This is a genomic window from Streptomyces sp. ITFR-16 (assembly GCF_031844705.1).
Lineage (GTDB): Bacteria > Actinomycetota > Actinomycetes > Streptomycetales > Streptomycetaceae > Streptomyces.
Window position 1 is genome coordinate 7,659,260 of the sequence record NZ_CP134609.1, and the last position, 24,835, is coordinate 7,684,094.

Below are 24,835 nucleotides of genomic sequence, written 5' to 3' on the forward strand. Positions count from 1 at the left end.
GCCGCCCAGGCCCGGGGGCGGGCCGGAAACCGGTTGCGCCGGTGAGGGGCGCTGTTAGCTTGCGGTCGTGGACCTTTTCTCACGTTGCTGGTCGGCACTGCTCGCGGCGGTCGCCGAACTCCCCGACGAAGACTTCACCCGCCCGTCCGGCTGCACCGGCTGGCTCGTCCAGGATCTGGTGTGTCACCTGGTCATCGACGCGCAGGACGTCCTGATCACCCTCGCGACTCCCGCCGAGGGGGAGCCGACGCGGGACGCGGTGACCTACTGGGAGGTCGGCGAGGCGCCGCCCACCGGTGACGATCCCCTCGACGCGCTGATCGTCCGGCTGGCCGCCGCCTACGAGGAGCCGCACCTCCTCAAGTTCCACCTGGACGACGTCGGCTCCGCCGCCGGCCGGGCAGCCGGGCTCGCGGACCCGGACGCCCGGGTCGCCACCCGCGAGGTGGTGCTGACCGCAGGTGACTACCTGTCCGCGTACGTACTGGAGTGGACCCTGCACCACCTCGACCTGGTCGCACATCTTCCCGGTGCGGCCCAGCCGCCTGCCGAGGGGCTCGCCCGGACCCGCGCGATGCTGGAGACGATCGCGGGAAGCCCGTTCCCGGCGTCGTTCACCGACCGGGACGCCCTGCTCGTGGGCACCGGACGGCGCGCCCCGACGCCCGAGGAGACGGACCGGCTGGGTGCCCTTGCGACGAAGCTCCCGCTCTACCTCGGCTGACCGTGCGGTGCGGAGGGACGGACACGGGAATGGCTGCACATGCCGATATAGCGCGTTTGCATATAACCCGCGCGTGCAAGTAATGTTGCGGAGGTGCCGCCACGCTGCGGCACTCCACCCCCCACCCTCCGCATCCATCGAGGTACCCCATGAGCATCCGCTCCCTGCTGCCCGGCCGTATCGGCTTCGGTACCGCTCCCCTCGGCAACATGTTCCGCGCCATTCCTGACGACGAGGCCGCCGCCACCGTGCGGGCCGCGTGGGACCAGGGCATCCGCTACTTCGACACCGCACCGCTGTACGGCGCGGGTCTCGCCGAGATCCGGCTCGGTGACGTGCTCGCCGGGAAGCCCCGCGACGAGTTCGTCCTGTCGACGAAGGTCGGGCGGATCGTCCTCGACGAGGTCGAGGACCCCGCGAGCCGTGAACTCGGCGAGAAGGGTGCCCTGTTCGAGCACGGGCGCCCCAACAGGATGGTGAACGACTACAGTGCCGACGCCACCCTGCGCTCCGTCGAGGACAGCCTCCGGCGCCTGCGGACGGACCGCCTCGATATCGTCTGGGTCCACGACATCGCCCAGGACTTCTACGGCGACGCGTGGGCCGGCGTCTTCGAGAGCGCCCGCACCGGCGCCTTCCGGGCGCTCACCCGTCTGAAGGGCGAGGGCGTCATCAAGGCGTGGGGACTCGGCGTCAACAAGGTCGAGCCGCTGGAGATGACGCTGGACCTGGACGAGCCGCGCCCCGACGCGTTCCTGCTGGCCGGCCGCTACACCCTGCTCGACCACGAACGCGCCCTGCAGCGGCTGCTGCCGGCGGCGGCCGAGCAGGGCGTCGACATCGTCGTCGGCGGTCCGTACAGCTCCGGCATCCTCGCCGGCGGCAGCCACTTCGAGTACGCCGAGGCACCCGACGCCGTCGTCCGGAAGGTCGCCCGCATCAAGGCGCTGGCCCAGGAGAACGGCATCGGCATCAAGTCCGCCGCCCTGCAGTTCGTCCTGGCCCATCCCGCTGTCGCCGCGGTCATCCCCGGCGCCACCCGGCCGAGCCGCATCGCCGAGGACCTGGCCGCGCCGGCCCAGGAGGTCCCCGCCGCCTTCTGGGCCGCGCTGCGGGAGCAGGGGATCATCTCCGCCGACGCACCCGTCCCCGCCCTCTGATCCCGCTCCGCGCCCGGGTGGAGCGGCCGTGCGGCGCGGTCACCGGGCGCCGGTCTCCGATGCGGCCGGCCGGCCGGTGCCGGCGGGGTGCGCGGGCCATACGGTGATCTGGTCGCCGTCGCGGCTGACGGTCCGTCCGGGGTGCATGGCCTGCACGGCGTTCACGTCCCGCGCGTCGAAGCGGCCGCGGAGCACGACGGCGGTGGGCTGGTGCGAGACCCACAGGGTGCCGAGGGGCCAGACGATGATCTCGGACGCGCAGCGGGTGACGTGGCGCCAGGGGTAGAGGCCCTGGACGGCCCGCAGTGACTCGTCGTCGAGGTCGCCCGTGACCTGGACCAGCGTGTGGTGCAGGGTCACGGCCCGGACGCTCGGCGGCCATGCGGCTCCCGGCTCGTCGGGGTGTGTCTCGCACGCGACCGGACCGTCCGATTCGCTACGCGGTGCTACTTCTCGTGTGCGAACTGCAATCGATGAGCGAGACATGTGAATCCCCCAAATAAAGTACGAATACGGGGAGTTGGCCCCGTGATCGTTCGCGTCAGGCAACTATAACGTTGCTTGCGCAAATATCAAGTGGATTTGGATGTGTCCGGGCGCGCCGCCCCCGGACACGGGGTGCGACCGCCGGTGCGCCGGTCCGGCCATGCGGCACACTGGGGCAAACCCCCGACTCTCGTACGGACCAAGGGAGATGCAGAACATGACCGGACCGGCCTCCGCCCCCGAGCACCGCACCGGACGCTGCCGGTGCGGGGACATCCGCTACGAGGTGTCCGGCACCCCCGACGACCCGCATCTGTGCTCCTGCGAGCACTGCACACACCTCGCCGGCGGACCCGCGATGGCGTGGGTCGGATTCCGCAGGGACGAACTGACCTGGACCGGGCCCGGAGGGCAGCCGGCCTGGTACGCGACCTGGCCGACCCTGAGCCGGGGGTTCTGCCCGCGCTGCGGAACCCCTCTCGTCTCCGTCGCGGACGACTCGGAGATGGTGATGGTGACGACGTACAGCCTCGACGACCGCACGGGCGTCGACCCCGTCGGACACAGCTACCGGGAGATCGCCGCCCCGTGGATGACCGTCACCCTCGCCCCGGACCCGGTGCACGGGTAGCGGCGCCCGCCCCGGGCGGGCCTTAGCCGTGCAGCCAGACCCGCAGGGGGCCGACCGGTTCGAATCCGTGGCGGATCGCGGCCGTCAGGTCGTCGCCGTGTTCGTAACCGACCACCGGCAGGGTGGGGAAGAGGTGGTGGACCGCCTCCAGGACGAGTGGCCAGGCCGCGTCGGGGCCGTGGTCCGGTCCGAAGAGGTTGGAGATGCCGACCACCCGGTCACCGCGACTGGCCACCGCACCCGCGACCACCTCGCCGTCGGCGGACCGTCCCGACAGGACGAAGGAGGCGGGATCGTCTAGCAGCGCGGGCCGGAAGAGGTCCGCGTTGCCGTTCCCGCCGTCCCAGGCGAGCGCCCAGGCGCGCAGCGTCGCCGTGTCGCCCGCCACCTCCCAGGCGAGCCTCGTGCCGGTGGCGGGCGCGAGCGCGGGGCGGTGGATCCACTGGGCCTCGAACAGCACCTGGAAACCGGCGGCGAACAGATCGAGGTCCGCGTAGCTGTCCTTGACGGTGGCGCCGGGAGCGGTGGTGTCGATCCGTGCCGTCAGTGCGGCGGGGTCGGCGCCCGGCACCAGCGTCACCGCGTCGGGGTAGTACAGCGGGGTACGGACCGGAGCGGCCCAGGCCTGCGTACCGAACGCGCCCACGACACCGTGTGCTTGGCTCATGGCCGCGCACCACTCGGCGTTGTTGCGGGCGGCGGTCCGGGCCAGGAGTTGCTGCGGTGTCGTCACGAGTGCGGATCATGACCTGCCCGGCCGGATGTGTCGAATGGTTTTCGATTGGTTTTCGATCAAGGGGCCCGGTCCCGAACGCCGCGAGGACCTGCCCCGCGGCGTTCGCCCACGTGTGCGGCTCCAGCCGTTCTCAGCCGTCCTTGGCCGCCAGACGCTCCAGCGCGCGCAGGCCCTCCTCGGCGACCGTCCCGGCGAACCTCGGGCACATCCACGACTCCGCGCTGAGCGGCTCGCCGGCCGGCGGGTACTCCTGCGGCGCGTAGAAGTGCGGCAGACCGGCCCGGAACTCGCCGTACCGCAGCGCCGGGTGCTCGTCCTCGTGTCCGCACCGCTCCGGGCGGGGCGCGGCGGCCACGGCGCGCAGGGTCGCGAGGATGTCGCGGACCACCGAGGCCGGCGGGTCGGGGTACGAGATCTTCGTCGCCTGCCAGGCGGTCAGGAGCAGCACCGGACGCTCGCGCGCGTCGGCCCCCTCGTACCGGCGGGCGGCCCACAGGCCCAGGTCGTCGGCGTACGGCTCGTTCCAGCTCTTGTCGTCCAGCCGTTCCGTGATCTTCTCGATGTCGAGCCGCCCGTCCGCCCGCAGATACTCGGCGTCGGCGTGCGAGGTGTCGCGGTCCCCGAAGAGCAGTTCGCGCCGCTCGCGCAGCAGCTTCAGCGACTCCTCGCCGGTCTCCGCCATGAGGACCGGGCATGTCACGTGCTCCAGCGAGGCTTCGTCCTCCTCGCGCGTCCCCTCGTACACCCCCCGCCCGCCACGGCTGCTCAGCATGATGCCGAGCTCTGCGGCAGCCGGGCCGGTGGCCGGCAGAGCCGGGTGCCACGCATGGCCGCACTCGGCGCCGGCGAAGTGCGGCAGCGCCTCCTCCAGGGCCTCGACGAGGTCGTCGAGGACCGACTTCGTCCGTACCATCCCGGACACCGCGTACCAGGCGACGGCCCTGACGACCATGAGGTGTCCGGCGCGGTCCTCCGGTTCGGCGAGCGAGAGGTTCCTCGCCTGGGAGGAGATCTCGTCGTCGATGTCGGTCCACGGCTTCGGGTAGCCGTGCAGCAGCGCCGCGAGGGTGTCGATCCTGCCCGCGGCCTCCATCGGCAGACGGGGCGGGATGGCGTCGGCCGACCCCGGCTCGATGATGTCCCTCGCTATGCGGGCGAAGCCGGCCACGTTGCGCGGGCAGAGCCATTCGTCCCGCGGCCGGTCCTCCTCCCATTCCGCGGTGTCGTCGGCGAGCGCCACCACCTGCTCGGCCAGGTACTCGTCGCCCTCGCTGTCGTGACGCAGATACGGATGGGACGTGTGAGCGCAGGGCCGGTCCCGCAGCGCCGTGTCGGTGGCCTCCAGCGCAGCCATGGCCGGGGACACGAGACCCTCGCCCGGCAGCCAGGTCAGGTAGGGGGCCATGAGGACCAGCCCGAGCGTCCATATCGGGGCCGAAGCGCCACCGGGGTCGGCGGCGAGCAGGGCGACGCAGTCCCGCACCGCCTGGTCGTACCGGTCGTTGCGGGAGTCCTGGTAGTCCTCCCGGATCTCGTCCCAGAACGGGGCGAGTTCGTCGAGGTGTGGGATGTCGAGGTCGGTCATGATCCTTACGACGCTCCCTCCACCGTCGGAAGTTCCGGCCCGGAGGAGCCCGTACCGGCGGCCGTGCGCAACGCCTCGGCCGTGGCCGCGTCCGCCGGGAGGAACGCCTCCAGCTTCAGTTCGGCCAGTGTGACGTCGACCGCCGTGGCGAACGTCGTCACGGTCGTCATCAGCCGCAGTTCGCCGTACGACGTCTCCAGCTGGAGGGGCACCGCGAAGCCGAGTGCCGCCGAGGCCGACCGGTCCGGCCCGGGTACGTAGGAGGCGAGTTCGGCGCGCAAGACGTCCCGGTCGGCCAGCCGCGCCAGGATGTGGTGGGCCCACGCGCCGAGGTTGCGGATGCGGGGCGCCAGGCCGTCCGGGTGCAGGGCGAGGCGGTAGACGTTCTTCCCCAGGCCGACAAGCTCGGGCGCCGCGCCCTCGGTGATCACGGCAAGCGCCTCGTTGGCCGCGACCAGATCCCCGTTCCGGTCCACGACCAGCGCCGGATAGGGGAGATGACCGTCGAGTACGTGGCCGATGGCCGTGCGCACCGGAGCCAGGTCCGGGCCGTCGAACGCGCTCTCCGGATACGCCGGCACGTATCCGGCCGCCAGCATCAGCTCGTTGCGCTCCCGCAGGGGCAGCTCCAGAGACTCCGCAAGACGCGCGACCAGATTCCGCCCGGGAGCGGACCTGCCGGACTCGAGGAAGCTCAGATGCCGCTGGGTGGTACCGGCCCGCAGCGCCAGATCGAGCTGGCTGAGACGGCGGCCGGTACGGCGCTCGCGGAGCGCGGTCGGGAAGTCCACGCGCCTGTTGTACCGGCACGGGAGCGGGCCCGGCCATTCCCCGGAGGGAATTGCCCCTGTCCCCGCCCGGCGGAAGCATCCGCGACATGGACATCGGCGTACTTCTTCCCACCGGAAAGGCCCAGTGGGGCACCGACGGGGATCCCCGGGACCTGGTCGCCCTCGGCGTCCGGGCCGAACGCCGGGGGTTCTCCTCGCTGTTCGTCAACGACTCCCTCATCAGCCCGCGCATCGAGGCACTCACGATGCTGGCCGCCCTCGCGCCCGCCACGGAACGCGTGACGCTGGGAACCGGTGCGCTCCTGGCGTTCCTGCGGCGGCCGGTCCAGGCCGCGCAGTCCCTCGCCTCGATCGACCTGCTGTCGGGCGGCCGGCTGGCCGTGGCGGTCGGGGCCGGCTTCCCCGGCCGCTTCGGGCGGCCCTTCTACACCCTGTCCGAACTGCCGTGGGAACGCCGCTTCGCCCGCCTCGACGAGACCGTCGCGCTCTGGCGCGGGCTGTGGAGCGGCGCCACCCACTTCCACGGCGAGATCCTCCGGTTCGACGACCTCCCGCCCGCGACCCGGCCCTTCCGCGCGGGCGGTCCGCCGGTCTGGCTCGGCGGTGCGACCCCCGCCGCCCTCGCCCGTACCGGCCGGCTGTACGACGGCTGGCTCCCGTACCCGCCCGACCCCGCCACGTACGCGTCCGGCCTGGGCGACATCCGCAGGACGGCGGCGGAGACAGGGCGTCCGGCCTCCGCCGTCACACCGGCCCTGTTCGTGTCGGTGCAGGTCGACGACCGTCCCGAGAACGCCCGGCGCGCGCTCGACGACTACGCGCGCGCCGTCTACGGCATGCCGCTGGACGAACTGGAGAAGATCCAGGCCGTCGTCGCCGGTTCGGCACCTCAGGTCCTGCACCGCCTCAGCCGGTACGTCGAGGCCGGTGCCCGGCACCTCGTCCTGCGCCCCGCCGCCCTCGACCTCCATGGACAGCACGACCAGATCGAGCGCATCGCCGGCCTCCTCCCCGGCCTGCGGGCAGCGGCGGCCACGGCGGAAGCGCTCCCCCCGGCGTCCGGGCGGTGAGCCCCGTCCGCTCCGGCCGGGAACGAGGCGGCCGTTGCTCCATTGGCCCAAGGCCGCCGGGACGCACCGGGCGGCATACCGGGCGGCGGCCGCCCCGGCGATAGGTTTCGCTGCGGCGGGCGGGGCCTGCGGACGCGGGCGTCGTCCGTACCGGTCCGGCCGCCGCGTCCCGGCTCATGCCAGCCCGGGTGCGTTGTCGGACCATGGGAACAGTGGCGGGTGGAGGAGAGCTGATGGCCGCGTCTGGTGCGGAGCATGTGGACCCGGCGCCGGGTGTCCCGTGCTGGGTCAACCTGATGGTCGGCGACCTGTCCGCCGCCCGGGCCTTCTACGCGGCGGTGCTCGGCTGGGAGTTCCGCGCGAGTGCGCTCGGCGGCGAGTTCCTCGTGGCGTCGTCGGGCGGCGCGCCGGTCGCGGGCATCGGGGCCCGGCGGCCCGGGCTCGCCCCGGACTCGGTCTGGACGCCGTACTTCGCGGTCCGGGACGCCGATGTGACGGCCGCCCGGATCCAGGAGCGGGGTGCCACGCTGGCGGTGGGGCCGGTGGCCCTGGGCGAGGGGCGGGCCGGGCTGGCCGCCGACCGGGACGGGGCGGCCTTCGGATTCTGGGAGGGCCCCGCGCTGGCCTGGTCGGTGGGGCAGGGCAGCGCCCCCGCACGCCTCGATCTCCAGACCCGTGACGTGTTCGACGCGGCGGTGTTCTACGGGGAGGTCTTCGGCTGGGCCGTGGAGCCGGGCATCGACATCGTCCACCGGGACGACCACGTCCTCGTCGAACACGGCGGACGGGTGGCTCTCTCGTTGCGCGGCGGCGGCGTGCAGACGTCGGAGCACCGGCACCTGCGCCCGCGCTGGCTCGTGAACTTCGCCGTCGACGACGTCGAGCGGGCCGTCGCCGCCGCGGTCGCGCACGGTGCGGGCCGGCCCGAGTCGTCCGCCGCGTCCTGGGCACCGAAGGGGTACTCACGGACCTTGCAGGACCCGGACGGGGGTCTGTTCACGCTCACCCGCCGGGAGCCGTGACATCTGCCGGACCCGGCCGTTCGACGGGAAGGCCGGCGGCGTGGGCGGCCTCGGCCAGGACCTCCCGCAGCATCGCCGGGGTGAGCCGGCCGGTGAACACATTGCGCTGGCTGACGTGGTAGCAGCCGAACAGCGTCACCGGTCCCGGAGTCCCGTCCGCCGGGGCCAGCGGCACCCGTGCGCCGTGGCCGAACACCGGCCGGGGCCGGGGCACGGTCCAGCCGGACCGCCCCAGGGCCGGCAGCACGGCCTGCCAGCCGAAACCGCCCAGCGCGACGACGGTACGCACGCCGGGGCGCAGCAACTGCAACTCCCGGACGAGCCAGGGACGGCAGGTGTCCCGCTCGCCGGGTGTGGGGCGGTTGGCGGGCGGCGCGCAGTGCACCGGAGCGGTGACCCGCACCCCGTACAGCTCCAGCCCGTCGCCCGGGCGGGTCACCGCGGCCCGGGAGGCGAGTCCGAGCTCGTGCAGGGTCGCGTACAGCAGATCGCCGGCCCGGTCGCCGGTGAACATCCGGCCGGTCCGGTTGGCGCCGTGCGCGGCGGGCGCGAGTCCCGTGATCACCATCGCGGCGTCCGCCGGTCCGTACCCGGGCACCGGGCGCCCCCAGTACTCCCAGTCCCGGAACGCGGGACGCCTGGCGCGAGCCGTCTCCTCCCGCCACGCCACGAGGCGCGAGCAGGCGCGGCACCGTACCAGCCGCGCGTCCAGCTCGGTCGTCGTGCGGGCCCCGCCGGCACTCCGGGCCGGGTAGTCGTCGGCGTCGGACATCGTCAACCCGCTCTCACGGTAGGTGCGGTGCGGTCGCTCTCCTCGCGCGGGGGAGGCGGGCCGCCGCTAGGCGCTGTGCACGATCTGGATCAGGTTGCCGCAGGTGTCGTCCAGGACCGCCGTGGTCACGGGTCCCGTCACCAGCGGCTCCTGGGTGAAGCGCACCCCGAGCCCACGCAGTCGTTCGAACTCGGCCTGTACGTCGTCCACGGCGAAGGAGGCGGCCGGGATGCCGTCCTTGACCAGCGCCGTCCTGTACGGCCTGACGGCGGGGTGGCCGTCGGGCTCCAGCAGCAGTTCGGTGCCGTCGGGATCGTCCGGCGAGACCACCGTGAGCCATCGGTCCGCGCCCAGCGGGACCTCGGCCTTCTTCACGAAGCCCAGGACGTCCGTATAGAAGCCGAGGGCCTTGTCCTGGTCGTCGACGAACACGCTGGACAGATGGATTCGCATGGACTGCTCCGTTGAATCGGGCCGGTGTCGGCGGCGCGGCCGACGGCCGGCCGACAGCACCCGATGCTGCCACAGGGCGGCCCGTTCCCCGTGGTGCCCAGGCCCCGTGGGCACCGCGCGCGGGTCCGTGCGTGCTGTCCGACAATGGCGGCAGGAGGCATGCGCGGCCGGCGGTGCGCCGGTGTGCGTGCGGCTGCGGTGACGGAAGGGGAGTGTGCGGGATGTGCGCACGACCGCTGCCGGGGCAGGGGGCGCCGCCTGCCGAGGGCGGAGCGTCCGGGTGACCGGCGGTCCGGAGCGGGCGGTCGTCCTGCGCAAGGCGGTCCGGGTGGCGGCCGCCGCCGGCGCCGGGTTCTACCCGCTGCTCTACGCCGCCGGGCAGCCGGTCTCCGCTCTCTACGCCCTCTTCGCGCCCATCGCCCTCGGCCTGCTCTCCGCCATCCCGGGTTCCGGCCGGCAAAGGGCCTCCGTCATGCTGCGCGCCCTTCCCCCGGCGCTCGCGCTGGCGTCGTTGGGAACGCTGCTCGCCGTCGACACCTGGGCGGCCGTCGGCGGCATGCTCGTCGTCGGATTCCTGCTGGCCTTCGCGGCGATCGCGGGCCCCCGGCCGGCAGGGGCGGGGCCGGGTCTCCAGCTCTTCTACATCCTCGCCTGCTTCCCGCCGTACGCCCCCTCCACGCTCGGGCACCGTCTCCTGGGGCTGACCGTCGGCATCGGGCTCCTCGTGGCCTGCGAGTTCCTGCTGCCCGATCCGGCGACCCCGTCCTACCGGGAACGGCTGGCCGCCGCGCTCGGCGCGGCGGCGGAGGCGGTGGACTCGCCAGGCCGGGTGTCCGCCGCGACGCTGCGCGCGACCGGCGCCCGGCTGCGGCTGTCGGCCCTGCCGCCCGCGGAACGGCCGGCGGGCGCGGGCCGGACGGACCGCGCGCTGGACCAGGCGGGGCGCGCGGTACGCCGGCTGCTGGACCAGCTGGCCACCCTCGCCGAAGGGCCGCCGCAAGCCGTCGACCCGGCGTCCGGCGCGCTTCTCGGCCAGGTTGCCGAGGTGTGCACCGCCTGTGCCCGTTTCCTGCGGACCGGGAAGCAGGCACCGGTGGCCGGGACGCTGGAAGAGGCGATGCGGGGCTTCCAGGAAGAGCGCGTACGCATGCTGTCCGGGCCGCCCGGCCACGTACCGCCGATCGGTGTGCTGAGACGGCAGTCGCTGGTGCTGGCCCTGGCCGAGTCGGCCCGGATCGTCGAGGTGACCGCGGACATCACCGCGCACGGCAGGCCCGTCGGCCCGGCGGCCCCGAGCGATCAGTTCTGGTACGCGGAGCTGCCCACACCCCGGCTGTGGGCCCGGCGGGTATCCGGCAACATCACCCTCCGGTCGGTGCTCTTCCAGAACGCGGTGCGCACCGCCCTGGGACTCGCGGCCGCCCGGCTGGTGGCCGGCTCCCTCGACCTGGCCCACGGCTTCTGGGTGCTGCTGGTGGTGCTGACCCTCGGGCGCACGACGGTGGGCGCGACCTGGCAGGCGGTGCGCCGGGCCGTGGCCGGCAACGCGGTCGGCGCCCTCGCGGCAGGCGCACTCCTGACCGGCCTCGGCCCGCACACCGACGTGTACGCCGCCCTCCTCGCCCCCGCGATGCTGATGGCGTTCTCCCTGGGGCCGCTGCTGGGGATCGCCTGCGCCCAGGGCATGTTCACCCTGGTCGTGGCCACCGCGTTCGCCCAGATCGCACCCGTCACCTGGCGGTTGTCGGAGGCGCGGATGATCGATGTCGTCACCGGCAGCGTGATCGGTCTGCTCTGCGGGCTCCTCGCCTGGCCGGCCGGCGCCGGGCGCGAGGTCCGCCGCACCATGGCCGACCTGCTCCGCTCCTGCGGCGGGCTGGTGCCGCCCACCGCCCAGGCGCTGGCCCGCCCCTCGCCCGACGCGCAGACCCCGGTGCCCACTCTGCCGAGCCTGCACCGGCTGCGCCTCGCGGAGGCGGCGTACGCCCAGTACCGCAGCGAGACCACCGCCGCGCCGGAAGGAACCGGCACCGACTGGCACGCGGTGCTCATCGTCACGAGCCACATGATCCTCGGCGCCCACCGGCTGCCCCGCTTCGGCCTGCGCCCCGGCACCGGCCCGCCGGGGCCGGCCGGGGACTGGGCGTCCGCCGCCGCGACGGACCTGGAGACGGAGGCGCACCGGATCGCCGCCGTCCTGGACGGCGGCCGGCCCGCGCCCGCACGGCCTCCGGCGCCCGCACCGGACGGCTGTCTGCCGACCGCCCTCTCCGTCGACCTGGAGGTCTGGATGACGAGCCTCGGCCGCCAACTGGCCCGGATCGACGCCTCGGTGAGTGGGCCGAGTGAACCGGTCCGGTGACGAGAGACGCTGTAGACAGTGTCTACCTCTGACTGGTAGACACTGTCTATGGAACGTGAGAGCTCACTCCGGGAACGACTGATCGATGTCGGCGTGGACCTCGTCATGACCGACGGGTCCACATCGCTCGGGCTCCGCGAGATCGCCCGCCGCGCGGGCGTGTCGCACGGGGCGCCGCGCCGCTACTTCCCCACGCACCACGCGCTGCTCTCCGCCATCGCGCACCGGGGATTCGCCTGCCTCGGCGCCCGCTTCGAGGCGGCGGTGGAAGGGGCCGCATCACCCAGGGACCGGCTGCGGGCGCTCGCGCGCACCTACCTCCGCTACGCGCTGGAGCACCGGGGCATGTTCGAGCTGATGTTCCGGCACGACCTGCTCGACAGCGAGGCGCACGCCTCGGACGGGCCACGGCTGCGCGAGTCCACGCTCCCGCTGCTCGGCCGCCTCGTCGAACTCGTCGACGGTGACCGGGCGGAGAACGCGCCCGCGCCCCGTACCGCGGGCGACACCGCGCCGGCGGCCGTGACGGCCGCAGCGCTCTGGGTCAACCTGCACGGCGTCGCCCAGCTGTGGGCGTGGGGCAGTCTGCAACTCGCCCTGGGTGCCTCGCTCCCGGGCGACATCTCCGACGACGAGCGGCTCGACCGGCTGGTCGTGGCGGTGCTGGACGCCCACCTCGGCCCGGTGACGGCATGAGCGCAGCCGTACGGCCACGCGTCGCGCTGCTGGTGAGTGTGGCCGGTGCGATGATCGTCGCGCTCGACGGCACGGTGCTCCTGGTGGCCCAGCCCGATCTGCGGCGCGACCTCGGGGCCGACGTGGCGCAGGTCCAGTGGACCAGTACCGCCTACCTCCTCGCGGTGGCCGCTTCCCTCGTCGTGGCCGGAGGCCTGGGGGACCGGTACGGGCACAAGCGGCTGCTGTTCCTCGGTGTGCTCGGCTTCGGGGCGGCCTCGGCGGGCATCGCCCTCGCGCCCGGGATCGGCTGGGTGATCGGACTGCGCGCGGCGCAGGGCGTGTTCGGCGCGCTCCTGCAACCGGCGACACTCGCGCTGCTGAGACTGGTGTACCCGGCCGAGCGGCTCGGTGCGGCGGTCGCCGTGCGGACCGGCGCGATCGGGGTGGCGGCGGGCAGCGGCCCGCTGCTCGGGGGCGTCCTCGTCGCGCATCTGGGCTGGCGTGCCGTGTTCCTGATCAATGTTCCGGCGGCGATCGCCATCGCCGCGCTCACGCTCGCGGTCCGGACGCCGAAGGTCTCGCGAAGCGGTCCGGGGCGGTTCGACCTCGTCGGTACGGTCCTGCTCGCCGGCACCCTCGCGGTCCTGGTGCACACCCTGGCCGGCGTACCGGCGCACGGCTGGGCCACGCCCCGCACGCTGCTGGGGCTCGCACTGGCCGTGGCGCTGGGGGCCGGGCTCGCGGTGCACCAACGGCGCGGCACGAGCCCCATCGTGCCGCCCGCCGTGGCGCGTTCGGTACCGGTGATGGCCTCGATGGCCATGCTGCTGGCCACCACGGGCGGGATGTTCGGCGCGCTGTTCGTGACCACGTTCCTCCTCCAGGACGGCCTGGGGCTCAGCCCGCTCGCCAGCGGCCTGCGTGTCCTGCCGATGACCGTGCTGATGGTCCTCGGGGCACCGGTCGCCGCCGCGGCGCTGCGCGGGTACGGCCCGCGCCGGGTCGCCGTCGCGGGACAGAGCCTCGTCGTCCTCGCCGTCGCGGGGCTGTCCCGGCTCGGCCCGGACAGCCCGTGGGTGATGACCGGAGTGGGCTTCGCCGTGCTCGGCGCGGGGTTCACCGCCGTCATGGTCACCACCACCGGGACCGTCGTGGGGGACGCGCCATCCGGATTCGCCGGTGTCGTCGGCGGAATCAAACAGACCGCCATGAACGTCGGTCCGACCCTCGGGATCGCCGTCGCCGCGAGCATGATGACCCTGAACCCGGCCACGGGCGTGCCGCACACCGCCGGCCAGGCGACGGGCCGGGCCCTGCTGGTCCTCGCGGCCCTAGCCGCGCTCGGACTGCTGCCCGCCCTGCTGCTGCCGACACGGACACGGACTCGGCCACCGGCCCCGGCGCAGACGCGGGCACCGGCGCGGGCACCGGCACCGCGCCGGGGCCGCTCGCGGATATTGCCTACCGGGGCCGCAGGGAAACGCGGAGAATGACCGCATGGCTGACATGAGGGCGTTCCGGGAGGCGGTCACCGCCTGGGCGGCCGGAGGTCTGGGCGACCCCGCTCGCGAACTGGCCGGGGCGCTGTCCGTGCGGACGGCCGTCCTGCTCGAAGGACCCAGCGACTTCGCGGCAGTTGACGCGCTCGCCGCAGCCCGGGGACGCGACCTGGAGGCCGAAGGTGTCTGCGTCCTGTCGATGGGCGGTGCGATGAGCGTCGGACGCTACGCCGAACTTCTGGGACCCACCGGCCTGGGCCTGCGCCTCACGGGACTCTGCGACGTGCGGGAACGCGGCTACTACGCCCGCGGATTCGAGCGGGCGGGCGCGGTGCAGCAGGACATCTTCGTCTGCGCGGCGGATCTGGAGGACGAACTCATCCGGGCCCTGGGCACGAGCCGGGTGGAGGAACTGATCGCGTCGGAGGGCGACCTGCGCGCGCTGAAGACCTTTCTGAACCAGCCCGCCCAGCGCGGCCGCTCGGCCCAGCAGCAGTTCCGGCGCTTCTTCGGCACGAAGAAGGGGCGCAAGATCCGCTACGGCAGCGTCCTTGTCGAGGCCCTCGCCCCCGACCGCGTCCCCGCCTCGCTCGACGGGCTGCTCGCCGCTCTCTGACCGCCCGGGTGCGGTGCGCTTCACGCCGGTTCGGTGGGAGAGTGCGGGGACGAGCACCCGGCCGGCGGCGTACGCCGTGTGCATCGACGACGGGCGGGTGCTGCCCCCCACCAAGTCACAGGAAACTGGACCCTCCCGGGCGGGAGGGTCCAGCATGCCGAGGATCCGCTCGACGCGGTGATCCGGGAGGTCTCCGAGGAGACCGGCAGGGGATCAGCTGCGGCGGTGGCCCCGGTAGTAGCCGCCGACCCGGTCGTGGTACCCGGCGTCACCGACGTGCTTGTCCTTGTCGAACTCCGGGGAGTCCTTGATCTGGTCCTTGGTGAGGTCGACGAATATCTTCCGGTCGGCCGTGTCGATGGCGCGTACGGTGCCGGCCGGCAGCAGGACGTGCTTGCCGAAGATCCACACACCGGTGTCCACCACGAGGTACGAGGAGTTGACATCGTCCGAGTGCTTGTCGACCTTGCCGATGCTCCCGTCGGTCGCCTCGACCTTGAACCCGGTCAGATCAGTGCCCGCGGTGTGGCCGACGGTCGGCTCGTAGCCCCAGATGTTGTCACTCATGAATTGACTCCTTCATCGACTGCACGTTCAGCGACTGCACGAAAAAACTTGCAGACTATTCGCTGTTCCACATATTCGCTCGTGGAATTCGATGAGGGCCTGTCCCGATATCGAATCGGCGACGCCCTCTCAGAAAGTCGGCTGCCCTGCATCCGGGCCGCTACACATGAACATTCCTTGGGACTCTCTTGGGGCGGGCCGACGGTGTGAGCCGCCCGGTCCGGGCAATCCGTCGGGGGTGATACGAATCGGTTCGGTAACTCTGGCTCTGCTCGCGGCCCTGGTCGGCGCGGGTCTGACGGTGTGGGTGTCGCCGTGGTGGTGGATCGCCGCAGCGCTGCTCGCGGCCCTGGGCCTGCTGGGCGTACGGGATCTGACGCAGCGGCACCACACGGTCCTGCGCAACTATCCCGTGATCGGGCACGCCCGTTTTCTCATGGAGGCCGTGCGCCCGGAACTTCAGCAGTATTTCGTGGAGCGGAACTTCGACGGCCGCCCCTTCGACCGGGATGTGCGCAGCATCGTGTACCAACGCGCGAAGGGTACGGACGCCGAGGAGCCGTTCGGCACCGAGCGGGATGTCTACCGCACCGGACATGAATTCCTCGTGCCCTCGATGGCGCCCTGCCCGGTTCCCGACATTCCGCCCCGGGTCCGTATCGGCGGCCCCGACTGCACGCGGCCGTACGACATGGCACTTCTGAACGTGTCCGCGATGAGCTTCGGCTCGCTCTCGTCGAATGCGGTCCTCGCCCTCAACACCGGTGCGGCGGGCGGGAGGTTCGCCCAGGACACCGGCGAGGGCGGTATCTCCGACTACCACCTGCGGCCCGGCGGCGACCTCGTCTGGGAGATCGGCACCGGCTACTTCGGCTGCCGGACCGAGGACGGCGGCTTCGACGCCGACAAGTTCGCCGAGGGGGCGGCACGCGAGCAGGTGAAGTGCGTGTCGCTCAAGCTGTCGCAGGGCGCGAAGCCGGGCATCGGCGGTGTGCTGCCGGGGTCGAAGGTCAACGCGGAGATCGCCGCCGTGCGCGGCGTGCCCGAAGGGCGGACCGTCGTCTCGCCCCCGTACCACCAGGTGTTCTCCACCCCGCGCGAACTGGTCCGGTTCGTCGCCCGGATGCGGGACCTGGCGGGCGGCAAGCCTGCGGGATTCAAGCTGTGCGTGGGCTCCCGGCAGCAGTTCCTCGCCGTGTGCAAGGCCATGGCGGAGGAAGGAACGGCACCGGACTTCATCATCGTGGACGGGGCCGAGGGCGGCACCGGCGCCGCGCCCCTGGAGTTCGCCGACCACGTCGGGATGCCGCTCACCGAGGGGCTGCTCACGGTGCACAACGCCCTGGTCGGCACCGGGCTGCGCGACCGGGTCAAGATCGGGGTGAGCGGCAAGGTCGCCACCGGCGCCGACCTGGTGAAGCGCCTCCTGCAGGGCGCCGACTACGCCAACTCGGCCCGGGCGATGATGTTCGCCGTCGGGTGCATCCAGGCCCAGCGCTGCCACACCAACAAGTGCCCCACCGGCGTCACCACCCAGGACCCCCGGCGCGCCCGCGCCCTGAACGTCGCCGACAAGTCGGTGCGCGTCCAGCGGTTCCAGCAGGCCACTGTGGACAGCGCCCTGCAGATCATGGCGTCCATGGGCGTCACACACCCGGACCGACTGCGCCCCCACATGCTCCGCCGGCGCACCACACCCCAGAGCCTGCGCTCCTTCGAGGAGATGTACGAGTGGCTCGCCCCGGGCCAGTTGCTCACCGGGCCGCCCCCGTCGTGGGCCGCCGACTGGGAAGCCGCCGACCCCGACCACTTCACCGTCTGACCAGGAGGACTTCGTGACCCGTACCGTTGCCCGCACCATCGTCGACGCCCTGACCGAACTCGGCGTGCGCCAGGTGTTCGGCGTCGTCGGAGACGCGCTCAACCCGCTGACGGACGCCATCAGGCTCACCGAGGACATCGAGTGGGTGGGATGCCGGCACGAGGAGGCCGCCGCCTTCGCCGCCAGTGCGCAGTCCCAGCTGTCCGGCACCATCGGCGTCTGCATGGGCACCGTCGGCCCCGGCTCGGTCCACCTGCTCAACGGCCTCTACGACGCGGCCAAGAGCCGTACCCCCGTCCTGGCCGTCGCCGGACAGGTGGCCGTGGCCGACATGGGCAGCGACGCCTTCCAGGAAGTCGACAACGACGCCCTCTTCAGCGATGTCGCGGTGTTCCGGGCCACGCTCACCTCTCCCGACCAGTTGCCGCAGCTGCTGGAGACGGCCGTCCGCAGCGCCCTGGGCCGCCGGGGCGTCGCCGTCCTCACCGTGCCGGCCGACCTCGGCGACCGGAAGCTGGGCACGGACCGCAGGGCACGCTGCCCCCTGAGCACGGCGGTCACCCGGCCCGAGGAGGCAGCCGTACGGAAGGCGGCCGACCTCCTCGAACGCGCCGAGCGGGTCACCCTCCTCGTCGGCAGGGGTGCCCGCGAGGCCCGTGAGGACGTTCGGGAACTGGCCGACCGGCTCGCGGCCCCGATGGTGCTCACCCTGAAGGCGAAAGAGGGCTTCGAGGGCGACGACAACCCCTTCCAGGTCGGCCAGACCGGGCTGATCGGCAACCCGGCGGCCGCCTCCGCCATGGAGTCGGCCGACACCCTTCTGCTCCTGGGCACCGACTTCCCCTACCGGGACTGGTATCCGGAGGGCCGCACCGTCGTCCAGGTCGACACCGAGCCCGCCCACATCGGCCGCCGGGTCCCGGTCGAGGCCGGGCTCGTCGGCGATGTCGGCGTCACCGTCCGGGATCTGCTCGCCTGCCTGGGCGCAGGGGAGGGCCGCGACCGCACACACCTCGACCGGGCCCGGAAGCACTTCGCGTCCTGGCGCCTAAGCCAGGCCCGCACGGCGGACCCGGCGCACGACGAGCACCCGGTGGGGCGGATGCGTGCCGCGCTCGACAACCCCACCCACGGGATACGGCCCGAGGCCCTCGCCGCGGCGGTCGACCGGACCGCCTCCGACGACGCGGTCTTCACCTCCGACACCGGCATGGCCACCGTGTGGCTCTCCCGGTTCGTGGAGATGCGCGGGGAGCGGCGTCTGATCGGCTCGTACAACCTCGGCTCCATGGCCAATGCCATGCCCCAGGCTCTCGGCGCCCAGTGCCTGGACCGGCAGCGCCAGGTGGTCGCGTTCTGCGGCGACGGCGGACTGAGCATGCTGCTCGGAGACCTCATGACCCTCAGGACCGCCGAGCTCCCCGTCAAACTGATCGTCTTCGACAACCGCCGCCTCGGGATGGTCAAGCTGGAGCAGGAACAGACGGGACTGCCCGAATTCGGCACCGAGCTCGACAACCCGGACTTCGCCGCGGTGGCCACGGCCCTGGGGATCACCGGCATCCGCGTCACGGACCCCGACGCGCTGGAGGAGTCCGTGCGCCGGGCCTTCGGCACACCGGGGCCGGTCCTGCTCGACGTCCTGACCAACCCGGACGAGATCGCCGTACCCGCCAAGCCGACCGCCGCCCAGGGCTGGGGCTTCGTCGTCGCCAAGGCGAAAGAGATCACACGGCAGAAATGACGTGTGGGGCACGGACGCGGGGGCAAGTGAGCCCTGGACCGGTCGCGCAGCCGAAAGGACGCGGAATACCGGCCTCGTGGAAATCGTGATATCGGCTCCACGGACGTCGTGATACCGGCGTCGTGGCGACCGTGAAATTTCTTTTCGCACCGGGCCGGATTTACGTCGGCACGGCCGGCGCACAAGTGGCGGCCGCGTCCCGGATGGGCGAACCTGGCACACGGGCGGCCGTCCGATACGGGAGGCATCTTCATGGCCGCAGGAATAGCGGCGGGACCGGCCGGTCAGGTACGGCCTCTGCACGGAGTGACCATTCGCCTGCCCGGCGTCTACCGCGCCCAGGCCGACACGGCTCTGCTGGCATCCGCGATGCACCGCGAAGGCATCGGTCCCGGAACGGACGTACTCGACCTGTGCACCGGAAGCGGGGCACTGGCCCTGTGCGCGGCGCGGCTGGGCGCGCGGGTGACCGCAGTCGACATCAGCCGCCGGGCCGTGGCGTCGGCCCGGCTGAACGCCGCGCTGGCCCGCCTGCCCGTCTCCGTGCACCGGGGGGACCTGCTGTCCCTCTTCCCGGGCCGCCGCTTCGACATGCTCGTCAGCAACCCGCCGTACGTCCCCGCCCCGAGCGGCACCGTGCCCAGGCGCGGGGCCGGCCGGGCCTGGGACGCCGGATTCGACGGCCGGATACTGATCGACCGGATCTGCGACCTGGCGCCCTCGGCCCTGCGCCCCGGCGGAGTGCTGCTCCTGGTCCACTCGGAGCTCAGCAGGCCGGAGGAGACCGTACGGCGGCTGTCCCGGGCCGGACTGAACACATCGGTGAGCGCCCGCACGGCCCTGCCCTTCGGTCCTGTGACCAGGGCCCGGCTGCCCTGGCTGCGCGCCCGGGGACTGGTGCCGTCGGGCGCGGACCAGGAGGAACTGGTGATTGTCCGTGCGCGAAAGGAATGAACGTCCCCGCCGCATGCGGGTGGACCGGGAGGACGGTCCGCTGCTGGTGGAGGGGCCCGTGGAGGTGACCACGGGCGACGGCGAGGTCTTCGTCTCCGAGCGGTTCGTCGTCGCCATCTGCACCTGCCGCCGCAGCCGTACGTACCCGTGGTGCGACACGAGCCACCGCCGGCGCGTCCCCGGGCCCGCCGACGAAAGCGCCGCGGCCACCACGACAGCCGAGGACGGATCATGACCGCACTCCCGGCCGCACCCTCCGCCGTCACGGCGCCCCGCCTCCCCGCGCCTCGGGGCGACCTCTCCGAGAGCGTCGTCGCCGTGCTCAGAGGCCGGAGCGCCTCGCTGCCCCCCGACGACGCCATCCAGGCGTCCGACCCGCTCGGCGACGACCTGCACCTTCTGCTCCACATGCTCTACGAGCTGCACTACCGGGGCTTCGAGGAAGCGGACGACGACCTGGAGTGGGACCCGGCCCTGCTGCGCGTTCGGGCCGCGGCCGAGGCCGTCTTCCTGCGGACGCTGCGGCAGAACACCACGGGCGGCAAGGACGTGGAGAAGGCGCTGGACGCACTGCTGGTGGAACCGGCCGGAGACGACCCGCACAGCGTGAGCCACTTCCTCCAGCGCGAGGGCGAGCGGGGGCAGCTGCGCGAGTACGCGGCGCTGCGCTCGCTCTACCAGCTCAAGGAGGCCGATCCGCATCTGTGGGTGGTGCCCCGGCTCGTGGGCCGGGCGAAGGCGGCCATGGTGGCCATCGAGTTCGACGAGTTCGGCGCCGGGCGGGCCGAGGACATCCACGCCCGGCTGTTCGCCGACCTGATGGCCGACCTGGACCTGGACACGGCGTACGGCGCCTACCTCGAACACGCCCCCGCACCCGCCCTCGCGACGGTCAACCTGATGTCCCTCTTCGGGCTCCACCGCTCCCTGCGAGGCGCGCTGGTCGGCCATTTCGCCGCTCTGGAGATCACGTCGTCCCCGGGCTCGCGCAGGCTGGCCAAGGCGCTGCGCCGGGTGGGAGCCGGTGCCGCCGCCCAGCGCTTCTACGACGAGCACGTCGAGGCCGACGCGGTCCACGAACAAGTGGTCCGCCGCGAGGTGATCGGCGGGCTGCTGGAGCTCGAACCGCACCTCGCTGCCGACGTCGTCCTGGGCGTGGAGGCCACCGGCTACCTGGAGGACCGTCTCGCCGCCCACATCCTGTCCGCCTGGCGCTCCGGGAGCACGGCGCTCAGGACGCCGGTCGACGCGCACCCCGCGTAACGGCGCGCCCCGAAAAGGCGCCGACGGAATCATGACCGATTTCGCGACGCATTTCTGCGCAACGGCAGAGCGCCACCTTCTGCCCCCACACGAAAAGAAAAAACTTATGATTTTCCGGGGAATGGGGAACGGATGCCAGGGCACATGCTGTTCTGGAGGTTGATAACAATGGTTCCCCTGCTTCTCGTTCTTCTTCTCGCCCTGCTTCTCTTCGGTGCCGGATTCGCTCTCAAGGCTCTGTGGATCGTCGCCGTGATCGTGCTGGCCGTGTGGCTGCTCGGATTCGTGATGCGTTCCGCCGGAACCGGTGGCCGTCGTGGCCGTTGGTACCGCTGGTAGGCAGCGGCAGAACACACCGGACATGCGGGATGGCCCGGACCCAATGGTCCGGGCCATCCCGCATGTCCGGCATGTACGGTGCGCCGGAGAGCGATCCGGGATTCCGGGCGGGAGAGGCGGGACGGTGGCGATGCGGGATGTTCCGCTGGTGGACGGGCCGGTGGACATACGGGGTGCGCTGGACATCCAGGCGGGCCGGAAGGGGCTGATGCCGCGTCGGCTGCCCGCGTGGACCAAGGAGCAGTATCAGGACCCCTCGGTCGACGGGACGACGCTGATGCCTTCGGGGGTGCGGCTGGTGTTCCGCACGGATGCCTCGGAGCTGGAGTTCGAGGTGCTGACCTTCACCGGCCGGCTCGCGACGGACACCGGGCCCGCCCCGACCGGGATGCTGGACCTGCTGGTGGACGGTGTGCTGGCCGGGCGCCGGCAGGCTCCGGTGGGTGACGTGATGCGGACCGGCGGCCCGGACGGTCCGCGGCAGCTGGTCCCGGGCGAGCCCGGGACCGTGCGGTTCTCCGGACTCGCCCCGGGACTGAAGCACATCGAGCTGTGGCTGCCGCAGCAGACCCCGATGGAACTCGTGGCCCTGCGCGCGGACGGTGCCGTCCTGCCGCCGCTGCCGGACGGGCGGCGGCGCTGGGTGCACCACGGCAGCTCCATCAGCCACTGCATCGAGGCCGACGGCCCGACCGGCACCTGGCCGGTGGTGGCCGCCGCACGCGGCGGCGTGGAGGTGGTCAACCTCAGCCAGCCGGGCAACGCGCTCCTGGACCCCTATGTCGCCCGGACGATCCGCGACCTGCCCGCCGACCTGATCAGCCTGAAGACCGGCATCAACATCGTGAGCCTGGCCGCGTTCCGGCTGCGGACGTTCGGCCCGGCGGTGCACGGGTTCCTGGACACGATCCGGGACGGCCACCCGGACGCCCCGCTCCTGATCGTGTCCCCGGTGAGCTGCCCGGCCGTCGAGGAGGTGCCGGGTCCCACCACCGCGGGCCGGGACGGGAGGTTCGTGGCGACGGGGGACCCCGCGGAGGTGGCGCGCGGCGCCTTGACGCTCTCGGTCGTACGGGACGAACTGGCCCGGATCGTGACGGTCCGCCAGGCCCACGACCCCCGCCTGCACCACCTCGACGGCCGTGAACTCCTCGGCCCCGGCGAGACGGACGACCTGGCCGACGGCGTGCACCCCACCGCTGCCGCGTACCGGCGGATGGGCGAACGCTTCGCCGCCCACGCCTTCGCGGACGACGGCCCCTTCCGCTGAGCCGCCCTACCGGACGCCGGGGGCGTCCTCGTCCCTGGCGGCCCTGCGGGCCCACAGCACCAGCGGAATCTGCAGGGGGAGCCGCCCGAAGGCGGCGGCCCTCGGCAGGGCGGGGCGGTGCCGCCAGTCGACGGCCATCTGGACATTGGCGGGAAACACACCGACGAAGAAGCCGGCCGTCGCCCGCGCCGCGACGCGCCGCGTGCGCGGATGGACGAGCCCGGCGGCGAGCGCGCACTCGACCACCCCGCTCGCATATGTCCACGCCCTCGGCGACCCCGGCAGAACCCGCGGCACGGTCCCGTCGAATGCCTTCGGAACGGTGAAGTGCAGCACCCCGGCCCCGGCCATGAGCCCGGCGAGGAGGAGCGAGGAATGCGGGGTGCGGGGCATGGGTCTCCTTGGACGGTTCGGCAGCCGGACTTACTGGAAAGTAAGTTACTGGCCGCAGCCGCCGCCGGCCAGGACGCGCCCTCCCTCGGTTCCCGGCTTCCCCCGTGACTGCCGCCGGGCCCCGGTCGGGGCCAGGGCCGCGCGGAGGGCCGGGGTGAGGGCGGTGCGGGTCTGTGCCGGGGTGAGGGCGGCGGGGGTGGGGAGCGGGTTGACGTAGCGGGTGTAGATCAGGCCGCCCAGGATCGTCACGACCGCCGTGGCACGCGCGGTCGCGTCCCGGCCGCCGAGAAATTCAACAAGCCGGGCCAGCAGCTCGCGTTCCAGGTACTCGCGGATGACCTCGGTGGCCTCGTCGCCCGTGGTGAGCCGGCGGAAGTCGGTATCCTCCCACAGGCCCGTCACCGCGTCGATCAGCCGGCCGGGCAGCGTGGCCGGGTCGCCGCCGAGGACCTCGTCCACCGCCAGCGCGTTGGCGCACTGGAACTGCATCACGTCCGCGAACAGGCCCTTCTTCGAGCCGAAGTGGTACGCGATCAGCGCCGCGTCGACCCCGGCGGCCCCGGCCACCGCGCGCAGCGTGGTCGCCCGGTAGCCGCGCTCCAGGAACAGGGTGCGGGCCGCCGAGACGATCGAGGCTCGGGTCGGCGGATTGCCCGGGGGGCGGCCCCGGGTGCGGGCGGGGGCGAGGGCGGCGTTATTCATCAGCGTTGAGCCTGCGTGGCGTGCTCGGGAGAGTCAAGGGTGTCCCAGCCACCCGCCCCACCGGCCACCACACGACAGGACCCCCGCCATGCGTATCGCAGTCTTCGGCGCCAACGGACCCACCGGCCGCCGTCTCACCGCCCAGGCCCTCGACCGGGGCCACGAGGTCGTCGCGGTGACCCGCCGCCCCGGCTCCCTCGCCGACCGGCCGGGCCTCACCGAGGCCGTCGCGGACGCCACCGATCCGGCGGCCGTCGCCGCCGCGCTCGACGGGACGGACGCCGTCCTCTCGGCGCTGGGCGCGCGCTTCAGCAAGGAGACGATCACCACGTACTCGGCGAGCGCCGCGGCCCTCACCGATGCCATGGCCCGCCACGGCATCAAGCGGCTGCTCGCCATCAGCTCCAGCATCGCCGACCCCGCCTGGCGCCCCACCGGCGCGCACTTCTTCAACCACGTCCTCGACCCCCTGGTCAACCGGCGCCTCGGCCGCACCCTGCACGAGGACATGCGCCGCATGGAGGACGTGATCCGTGCGACCGGTCTCGACTGGACCCTCGTCCGGCCCTCCGGCCTCTTCGAGCACCCGGCCGTCACCGACTACCGCACCGAGGAGACCAGTGCCGACGGCGTCTTCACCGCCCGCACCGATCTCGCCGCGAGCATGCTGCGCGAACTGGACGAGCGGCGCTACGTCCGTACGGCCGTGGGCGTCATCACCACGGACGTGAGGCCGAACATCGCCAAGCTCATCTGGAACGAGGGCGTGAAGAAGAAGTGAGCCGGGGGACGACCGCCGAACTCGGCACCGGAGCAAGCGCGTTCCTGGCCCTGCGGCAGACCGCCACCCTCACCACCCTGCGCCCCGACGGCACCCCGCACGTCGCCCCCGTCCGCTTCACCTTCGACGCCGCGACCGGACTGGCCCGGGTGACCACCAGGGCCGGCGCCCGCAAGGCCCGCAACATCGCGGCGGGCGGCCCGGCGGCCCGTGTCGCGCTCTGCCAGGCGGACGGCTTCCGCTGGATCACCCTCGAAGGCCGGGCCGCGGTCACCGACGACCCCGGCCGCCTCGCCGAGGCGGTCCGCCGCTACGCCGCCCGCTACCGCGCGGCCCCGCCCGCCCCGCCGGACCTCGTCGTCGTCGAGATCGCCGTCGACCGCGTCCAGAGCCTCAACCTCTGAGCCCCGTAACG

The 24,835-nt window shown here is 72.9% G+C and carries 27 protein-coding genes and 1 pseudogene; 19 read left to right on the top strand and 9 right to left on the bottom strand.

Annotation, left to right across the window (positions count from 1 at the left end; genetic code table 11):
- Positions 1-67 precede the first annotated feature (67 nt).
- Positions 68-724 (top strand): maleylpyruvate isomerase N-terminal domain-containing protein, encoded by a 657-nt coding sequence (locus RLT58_RS33860; RefSeq protein ID WP_311314184.1) that lies wholly within the window; start codon positions 68-70, stop codon positions 722-724.
- Between the two features lie 149 nt (positions 725-873).
- Positions 874-1,884, top strand: a complete 1,011-nt coding sequence (locus RLT58_RS33865; protein ID WP_311314185.1) for an aldo/keto reductase — start codon at positions 874-876, stop codon at positions 1,882-1,884.
- Between the two features lie 39 nt (positions 1,885-1,923).
- On the opposite strand, the gene RLT58_RS33870 is transcribed toward RLT58_RS33865, so the two are convergent.
- The gene (locus tag RLT58_RS33870; protein WP_311314186.1) at positions 1,924-2,244 is read right to left on the bottom strand and encodes a hypothetical protein; all 321 of its coding nucleotides are present in this window, start codon (positions 2,242-2,244) and stop codon (positions 1,924-1,926) included.
- 343 nt (positions 2,245-2,587) lie between these two features.
- On the opposite strand from RLT58_RS33870, the gene RLT58_RS33875 reads away from it, so the two are divergent.
- On the top strand, positions 2,588-3,001 hold the full coding sequence (locus tag RLT58_RS33875; protein WP_311314187.1) for a GFA family protein: 414 nt from the start codon (positions 2,588-2,590) through the stop codon (positions 2,999-3,001).
- A gap of 22 nt (positions 3,002-3,023) precedes the next feature.
- Here RLT58_RS33875 and RLT58_RS33880 read toward each other — a convergent pair whose 3' ends face one another.
- The 3 genes from RLT58_RS33880 to RLT58_RS33890 all read right to left on the bottom strand — a co-directional run bounded on the left by RLT58_RS33880 (position 3,024) and on the right by RLT58_RS33890 (position 6,113).
- Complete coding sequence (locus RLT58_RS33880) at positions 3,024-3,734, bottom strand: hypothetical protein (RefSeq protein ID WP_311314188.1); 711 nt, start codon at positions 3,732-3,734, stop codon at positions 3,024-3,026.
- 133 nt (positions 3,735-3,867) lie between these two features.
- Positions 3,868-5,322, bottom strand: a complete 1,455-nt coding sequence (locus RLT58_RS33885; protein WP_311314189.1) for a hypothetical protein — start codon at positions 5,320-5,322, stop codon at positions 3,868-3,870.
- 5 nt (positions 5,323-5,327) lie between these two features.
- Complete coding sequence (locus RLT58_RS33890; RefSeq protein ID WP_311314190.1) at positions 5,328-6,113, bottom strand: MmyB family transcriptional regulator; 786 nt, start codon at positions 6,111-6,113, stop codon at positions 5,328-5,330.
- A gap of 86 nt (positions 6,114-6,199) precedes the next feature.
- On the opposite strand from RLT58_RS33890, the gene RLT58_RS33895 reads away from it, so the two are divergent.
- Positions 6,200-7,183: an LLM class flavin-dependent oxidoreductase gene (locus RLT58_RS33895; RefSeq protein WP_311314191.1), complete on the top strand. Its 984-nt coding sequence runs from the start codon at positions 6,200-6,202 to the stop codon at positions 7,181-7,183.
- A 233-nt stretch (positions 7,184-7,416) separates the two neighbouring features.
- Complete coding sequence (locus RLT58_RS33900; RefSeq protein WP_311314192.1) at positions 7,417-8,205, top strand: VOC family protein; 789 nt, start codon at positions 7,417-7,419, stop codon at positions 8,203-8,205.
- On the opposite strand, the gene RLT58_RS33905 is transcribed toward RLT58_RS33900, so the two are convergent.
- Positions 8,186-8,977 (bottom strand): uracil-DNA glycosylase, encoded by a 792-nt coding sequence (locus tag RLT58_RS33905; RefSeq protein WP_311314730.1) that lies wholly within the window; start codon positions 8,975-8,977, stop codon positions 8,186-8,188. The two genes, RLT58_RS33900 and RLT58_RS33905, sit on opposite strands and share 20 nt — an antisense overlap.
- 66 nt (positions 8,978-9,043) lie before the next feature.
- Entirely contained in the window at positions 9,044-9,430 is a 387-nt protein-coding gene (locus RLT58_RS33910) for a VOC family protein (RefSeq protein ID WP_311314193.1), read from the bottom strand.
- Between the two features lie 280 nt (positions 9,431-9,710).
- On the opposite strand from RLT58_RS33910, the gene RLT58_RS33915 reads away from it, so the two are divergent.
- The 5 genes and pseudogenes from RLT58_RS33915 to RLT58_RS36175 form a co-directional block, all read left to right on the top strand.
- Positions 9,711-11,792 (top strand): FUSC family protein, encoded by a 2,082-nt coding sequence (locus tag RLT58_RS33915; RefSeq protein ID WP_311314194.1) that lies wholly within the window; start codon positions 9,711-9,713, stop codon positions 11,790-11,792.
- Between the two features lie 48 nt (positions 11,793-11,840).
- Positions 11,841-12,488: a TetR/AcrR family transcriptional regulator gene (locus RLT58_RS33920; protein WP_311314195.1), complete on the top strand. Its 648-nt coding sequence runs from the start codon at positions 11,841-11,843 to the stop codon at positions 12,486-12,488.
- Positions 12,485-13,963, top strand: coding sequence for an MFS transporter (locus tag RLT58_RS33925; RefSeq protein WP_311314196.1), 1,479 nt, complete (start codon positions 12,485-12,487; stop codon positions 13,961-13,963). The genes RLT58_RS33920 and RLT58_RS33925 overlap by 4 nt, the downstream gene beginning before the upstream one ends.
- Positions 13,964-13,967: 4 nt before the next feature.
- The gene (locus RLT58_RS33930) at positions 13,968-14,585 is read left to right on the top strand and encodes a TOPRIM nucleotidyl transferase/hydrolase domain-containing protein (RefSeq protein WP_311314197.1); all 618 of its coding nucleotides are present in this window, start codon (positions 13,968-13,970) and stop codon (positions 14,583-14,585) included.
- Between the two features lie 78 nt (positions 14,586-14,663).
- A pseudogene (locus RLT58_RS36175) lies at positions 14,664-14,750 on the top strand (hypothetical protein); the annotation flags it as partial.
- Positions 14,751-14,798: 48 nt separating this feature from the next.
- Here the strand turns inward: RLT58_RS36175 and RLT58_RS33940 are convergent.
- Positions 14,799-15,152, bottom strand: a complete 354-nt coding sequence (locus tag RLT58_RS33940; protein ID WP_311314198.1) for a PRC-barrel domain-containing protein — start codon at positions 15,150-15,152, stop codon at positions 14,799-14,801.
- A 238-nt stretch (positions 15,153-15,390) separates the two neighbouring features.
- Here RLT58_RS33940 and RLT58_RS33945 point away from each other — a divergent pair, with 238 nt between their 5' ends.
- From RLT58_RS33945 to RLT58_RS33975, 7 genes are all read left to right on the top strand, one after another.
- Positions 15,391-16,974: an FMN-binding glutamate synthase family protein gene (locus tag RLT58_RS33945; protein ID WP_399131732.1), complete on the top strand. Its 1,584-nt coding sequence runs from the start codon at positions 15,391-15,393 to the stop codon at positions 16,972-16,974.
- 13 nt (positions 16,975-16,987) lie between these two features.
- Positions 16,988-18,718 (top strand): thiamine pyrophosphate-dependent enzyme, encoded by a 1,731-nt coding sequence (locus RLT58_RS33950; RefSeq protein ID WP_311314199.1) that lies wholly within the window; start codon positions 16,988-16,990, stop codon positions 18,716-18,718.
- A 252-nt stretch (positions 18,719-18,970) separates the two neighbouring features.
- Complete coding sequence (locus tag RLT58_RS33955) at positions 18,971-19,672, top strand: HemK2/MTQ2 family protein methyltransferase (protein WP_311314200.1); 702 nt, start codon at positions 18,971-18,973, stop codon at positions 19,670-19,672.
- A 13-nt stretch (positions 19,673-19,685) separates the two neighbouring features.
- The gene (locus RLT58_RS33960) at positions 19,686-19,907 is read left to right on the top strand and encodes a CDGSH iron-sulfur domain-containing protein (protein WP_311314732.1); all 222 of its coding nucleotides are present in this window, start codon (positions 19,686-19,688) and stop codon (positions 19,905-19,907) included.
- Entirely contained in the window at positions 19,904-20,935 is a 1,032-nt protein-coding gene (locus RLT58_RS33965) for an iron-containing redox enzyme family protein (protein ID WP_311314201.1), read from the top strand. Before RLT58_RS33960 ends, RLT58_RS33965 begins: the two co-directional genes overlap by 4 nt.
- Before the next feature lie 168 nt (positions 20,936-21,103).
- Entirely contained in the window at positions 21,104-21,274 is a 171-nt protein-coding gene (locus tag RLT58_RS33970; RefSeq protein WP_311314202.1) for a hydrophobic protein, read from the top strand.
- Between the two features lie 130 nt (positions 21,275-21,404).
- Positions 21,405-22,544 (top strand): SGNH/GDSL hydrolase family protein, encoded by a 1,140-nt coding sequence (locus tag RLT58_RS33975; RefSeq protein WP_311314203.1) that lies wholly within the window; start codon positions 21,405-21,407, stop codon positions 22,542-22,544.
- Positions 22,545-22,550: 6 nt separating this feature from the next.
- On the opposite strand, the gene RLT58_RS33980 is transcribed toward RLT58_RS33975, so the two are convergent.
- Positions 22,551-22,937 (bottom strand): DoxX family protein, encoded by a 387-nt coding sequence (locus tag RLT58_RS33980; protein ID WP_311314204.1) that lies wholly within the window; start codon positions 22,935-22,937, stop codon positions 22,551-22,553.
- 45 nt (positions 22,938-22,982) lie between these two features.
- On the bottom strand, positions 22,983-23,639 hold the full coding sequence (locus RLT58_RS33985; protein WP_311314205.1) for a TetR/AcrR family transcriptional regulator: 657 nt from the start codon (positions 23,637-23,639) through the stop codon (positions 22,983-22,985).
- An 88-nt stretch (positions 23,640-23,727) separates the two neighbouring features.
- Between RLT58_RS33985 and RLT58_RS33990 the strand changes: the two genes are divergently transcribed.
- The gene (locus RLT58_RS33990) at positions 23,728-24,420 is read left to right on the top strand and encodes an NAD(P)-dependent oxidoreductase (protein WP_311314206.1); all 693 of its coding nucleotides are present in this window, start codon (positions 23,728-23,730) and stop codon (positions 24,418-24,420) included.
- Positions 24,417-24,824 (top strand): pyridoxamine 5'-phosphate oxidase family protein, encoded by a 408-nt coding sequence (locus RLT58_RS33995; protein ID WP_311314207.1) that lies wholly within the window; start codon positions 24,417-24,419, stop codon positions 24,822-24,824. Before RLT58_RS33990 ends, RLT58_RS33995 begins: the two co-directional genes overlap by 4 nt.
- Positions 24,825-24,835: the final 11 nt, after the last annotated feature.

Coding starts and splice junctions, on each gene's coding strand:
- RLT58_RS33885 (WP_311314189.1), bottom strand. CDS start 5,322: ATGACCGACCTCGACATCCCACACCTCGACGAACTCGCCCCGTTCTGG.
- RLT58_RS33990 (WP_311314206.1), top strand. CDS start 23,728: ATGCGTATCGCAGTCTTCGGCGCCAACGGACCCACCGGCCGCCGTCTC.
- RLT58_RS33905 (WP_311314730.1), bottom strand. CDS start 8,977: ATGTCCGACGCCGACGACTACCCGGCCCGGAGTGCCGGCGGGGCCCGC.
- RLT58_RS33930 (WP_311314197.1), top strand. CDS start 13,968: ATGGCTGACATGAGGGCGTTCCGGGAGGCGGTCACCGCCTGGGCGGCC.
- RLT58_RS33985 (WP_311314205.1), bottom strand. CDS start 23,639: ATGAATAACGCCGCCCTCGCCCCCGCCCGCACCCGGGGCCGCCCCCCG.
- RLT58_RS33955 (WP_311314200.1), top strand. CDS start 18,971: ATGGCCGCAGGAATAGCGGCGGGACCGGCCGGTCAGGTACGGCCTCTG.
- RLT58_RS33865 (WP_311314185.1), top strand. CDS start 874: ATGAGCATCCGCTCCCTGCTGCCCGGCCGTATCGGCTTCGGTACCGCT.
- RLT58_RS33975 (WP_311314203.1), top strand. CDS start 21,405: ATGCGGGATGTTCCGCTGGTGGACGGGCCGGTGGACATACGGGGTGCG.
- RLT58_RS33960 (WP_311314732.1), top strand. CDS start 19,686: ATGCGGGTGGACCGGGAGGACGGTCCGCTGCTGGTGGAGGGGCCCGTG.
- RLT58_RS33970 (WP_311314202.1), top strand. CDS start 21,104: ATGGTTCCCCTGCTTCTCGTTCTTCTTCTCGCCCTGCTTCTCTTCGGT.
- RLT58_RS33920 (WP_311314195.1), top strand. CDS start 11,841: ATGGAACGTGAGAGCTCACTCCGGGAACGACTGATCGATGTCGGCGTG.
- RLT58_RS33895 (WP_311314191.1), top strand. CDS start 6,200: ATGGACATCGGCGTACTTCTTCCCACCGGAAAGGCCCAGTGGGGCACC.
- RLT58_RS33910 (WP_311314193.1), bottom strand. CDS start 9,430: ATGCGAATCCATCTGTCCAGCGTGTTCGTCGACGACCAGGACAAGGCC.
- RLT58_RS33940 (WP_311314198.1), bottom strand. CDS start 15,152: ATGAGTGACAACATCTGGGGCTACGAGCCGACCGTCGGCCACACCGCG.
- RLT58_RS33875 (WP_311314187.1), top strand. CDS start 2,588: ATGACCGGACCGGCCTCCGCCCCCGAGCACCGCACCGGACGCTGCCGG.
- RLT58_RS33965 (WP_311314201.1), top strand. CDS start 19,904: ATGACCGCACTCCCGGCCGCACCCTCCGCCGTCACGGCGCCCCGCCTC.
- RLT58_RS33925 (WP_311314196.1), top strand. CDS start 12,485: ATGAGCGCAGCCGTACGGCCACGCGTCGCGCTGCTGGTGAGTGTGGCC.
- RLT58_RS33980 (WP_311314204.1), bottom strand. CDS start 22,937: ATGCCCCGCACCCCGCATTCCTCGCTCCTCCTCGCCGGGCTCATGGCC.
- RLT58_RS33900 (WP_311314192.1), top strand. CDS start 7,417: ATGGCCGCGTCTGGTGCGGAGCATGTGGACCCGGCGCCGGGTGTCCCG.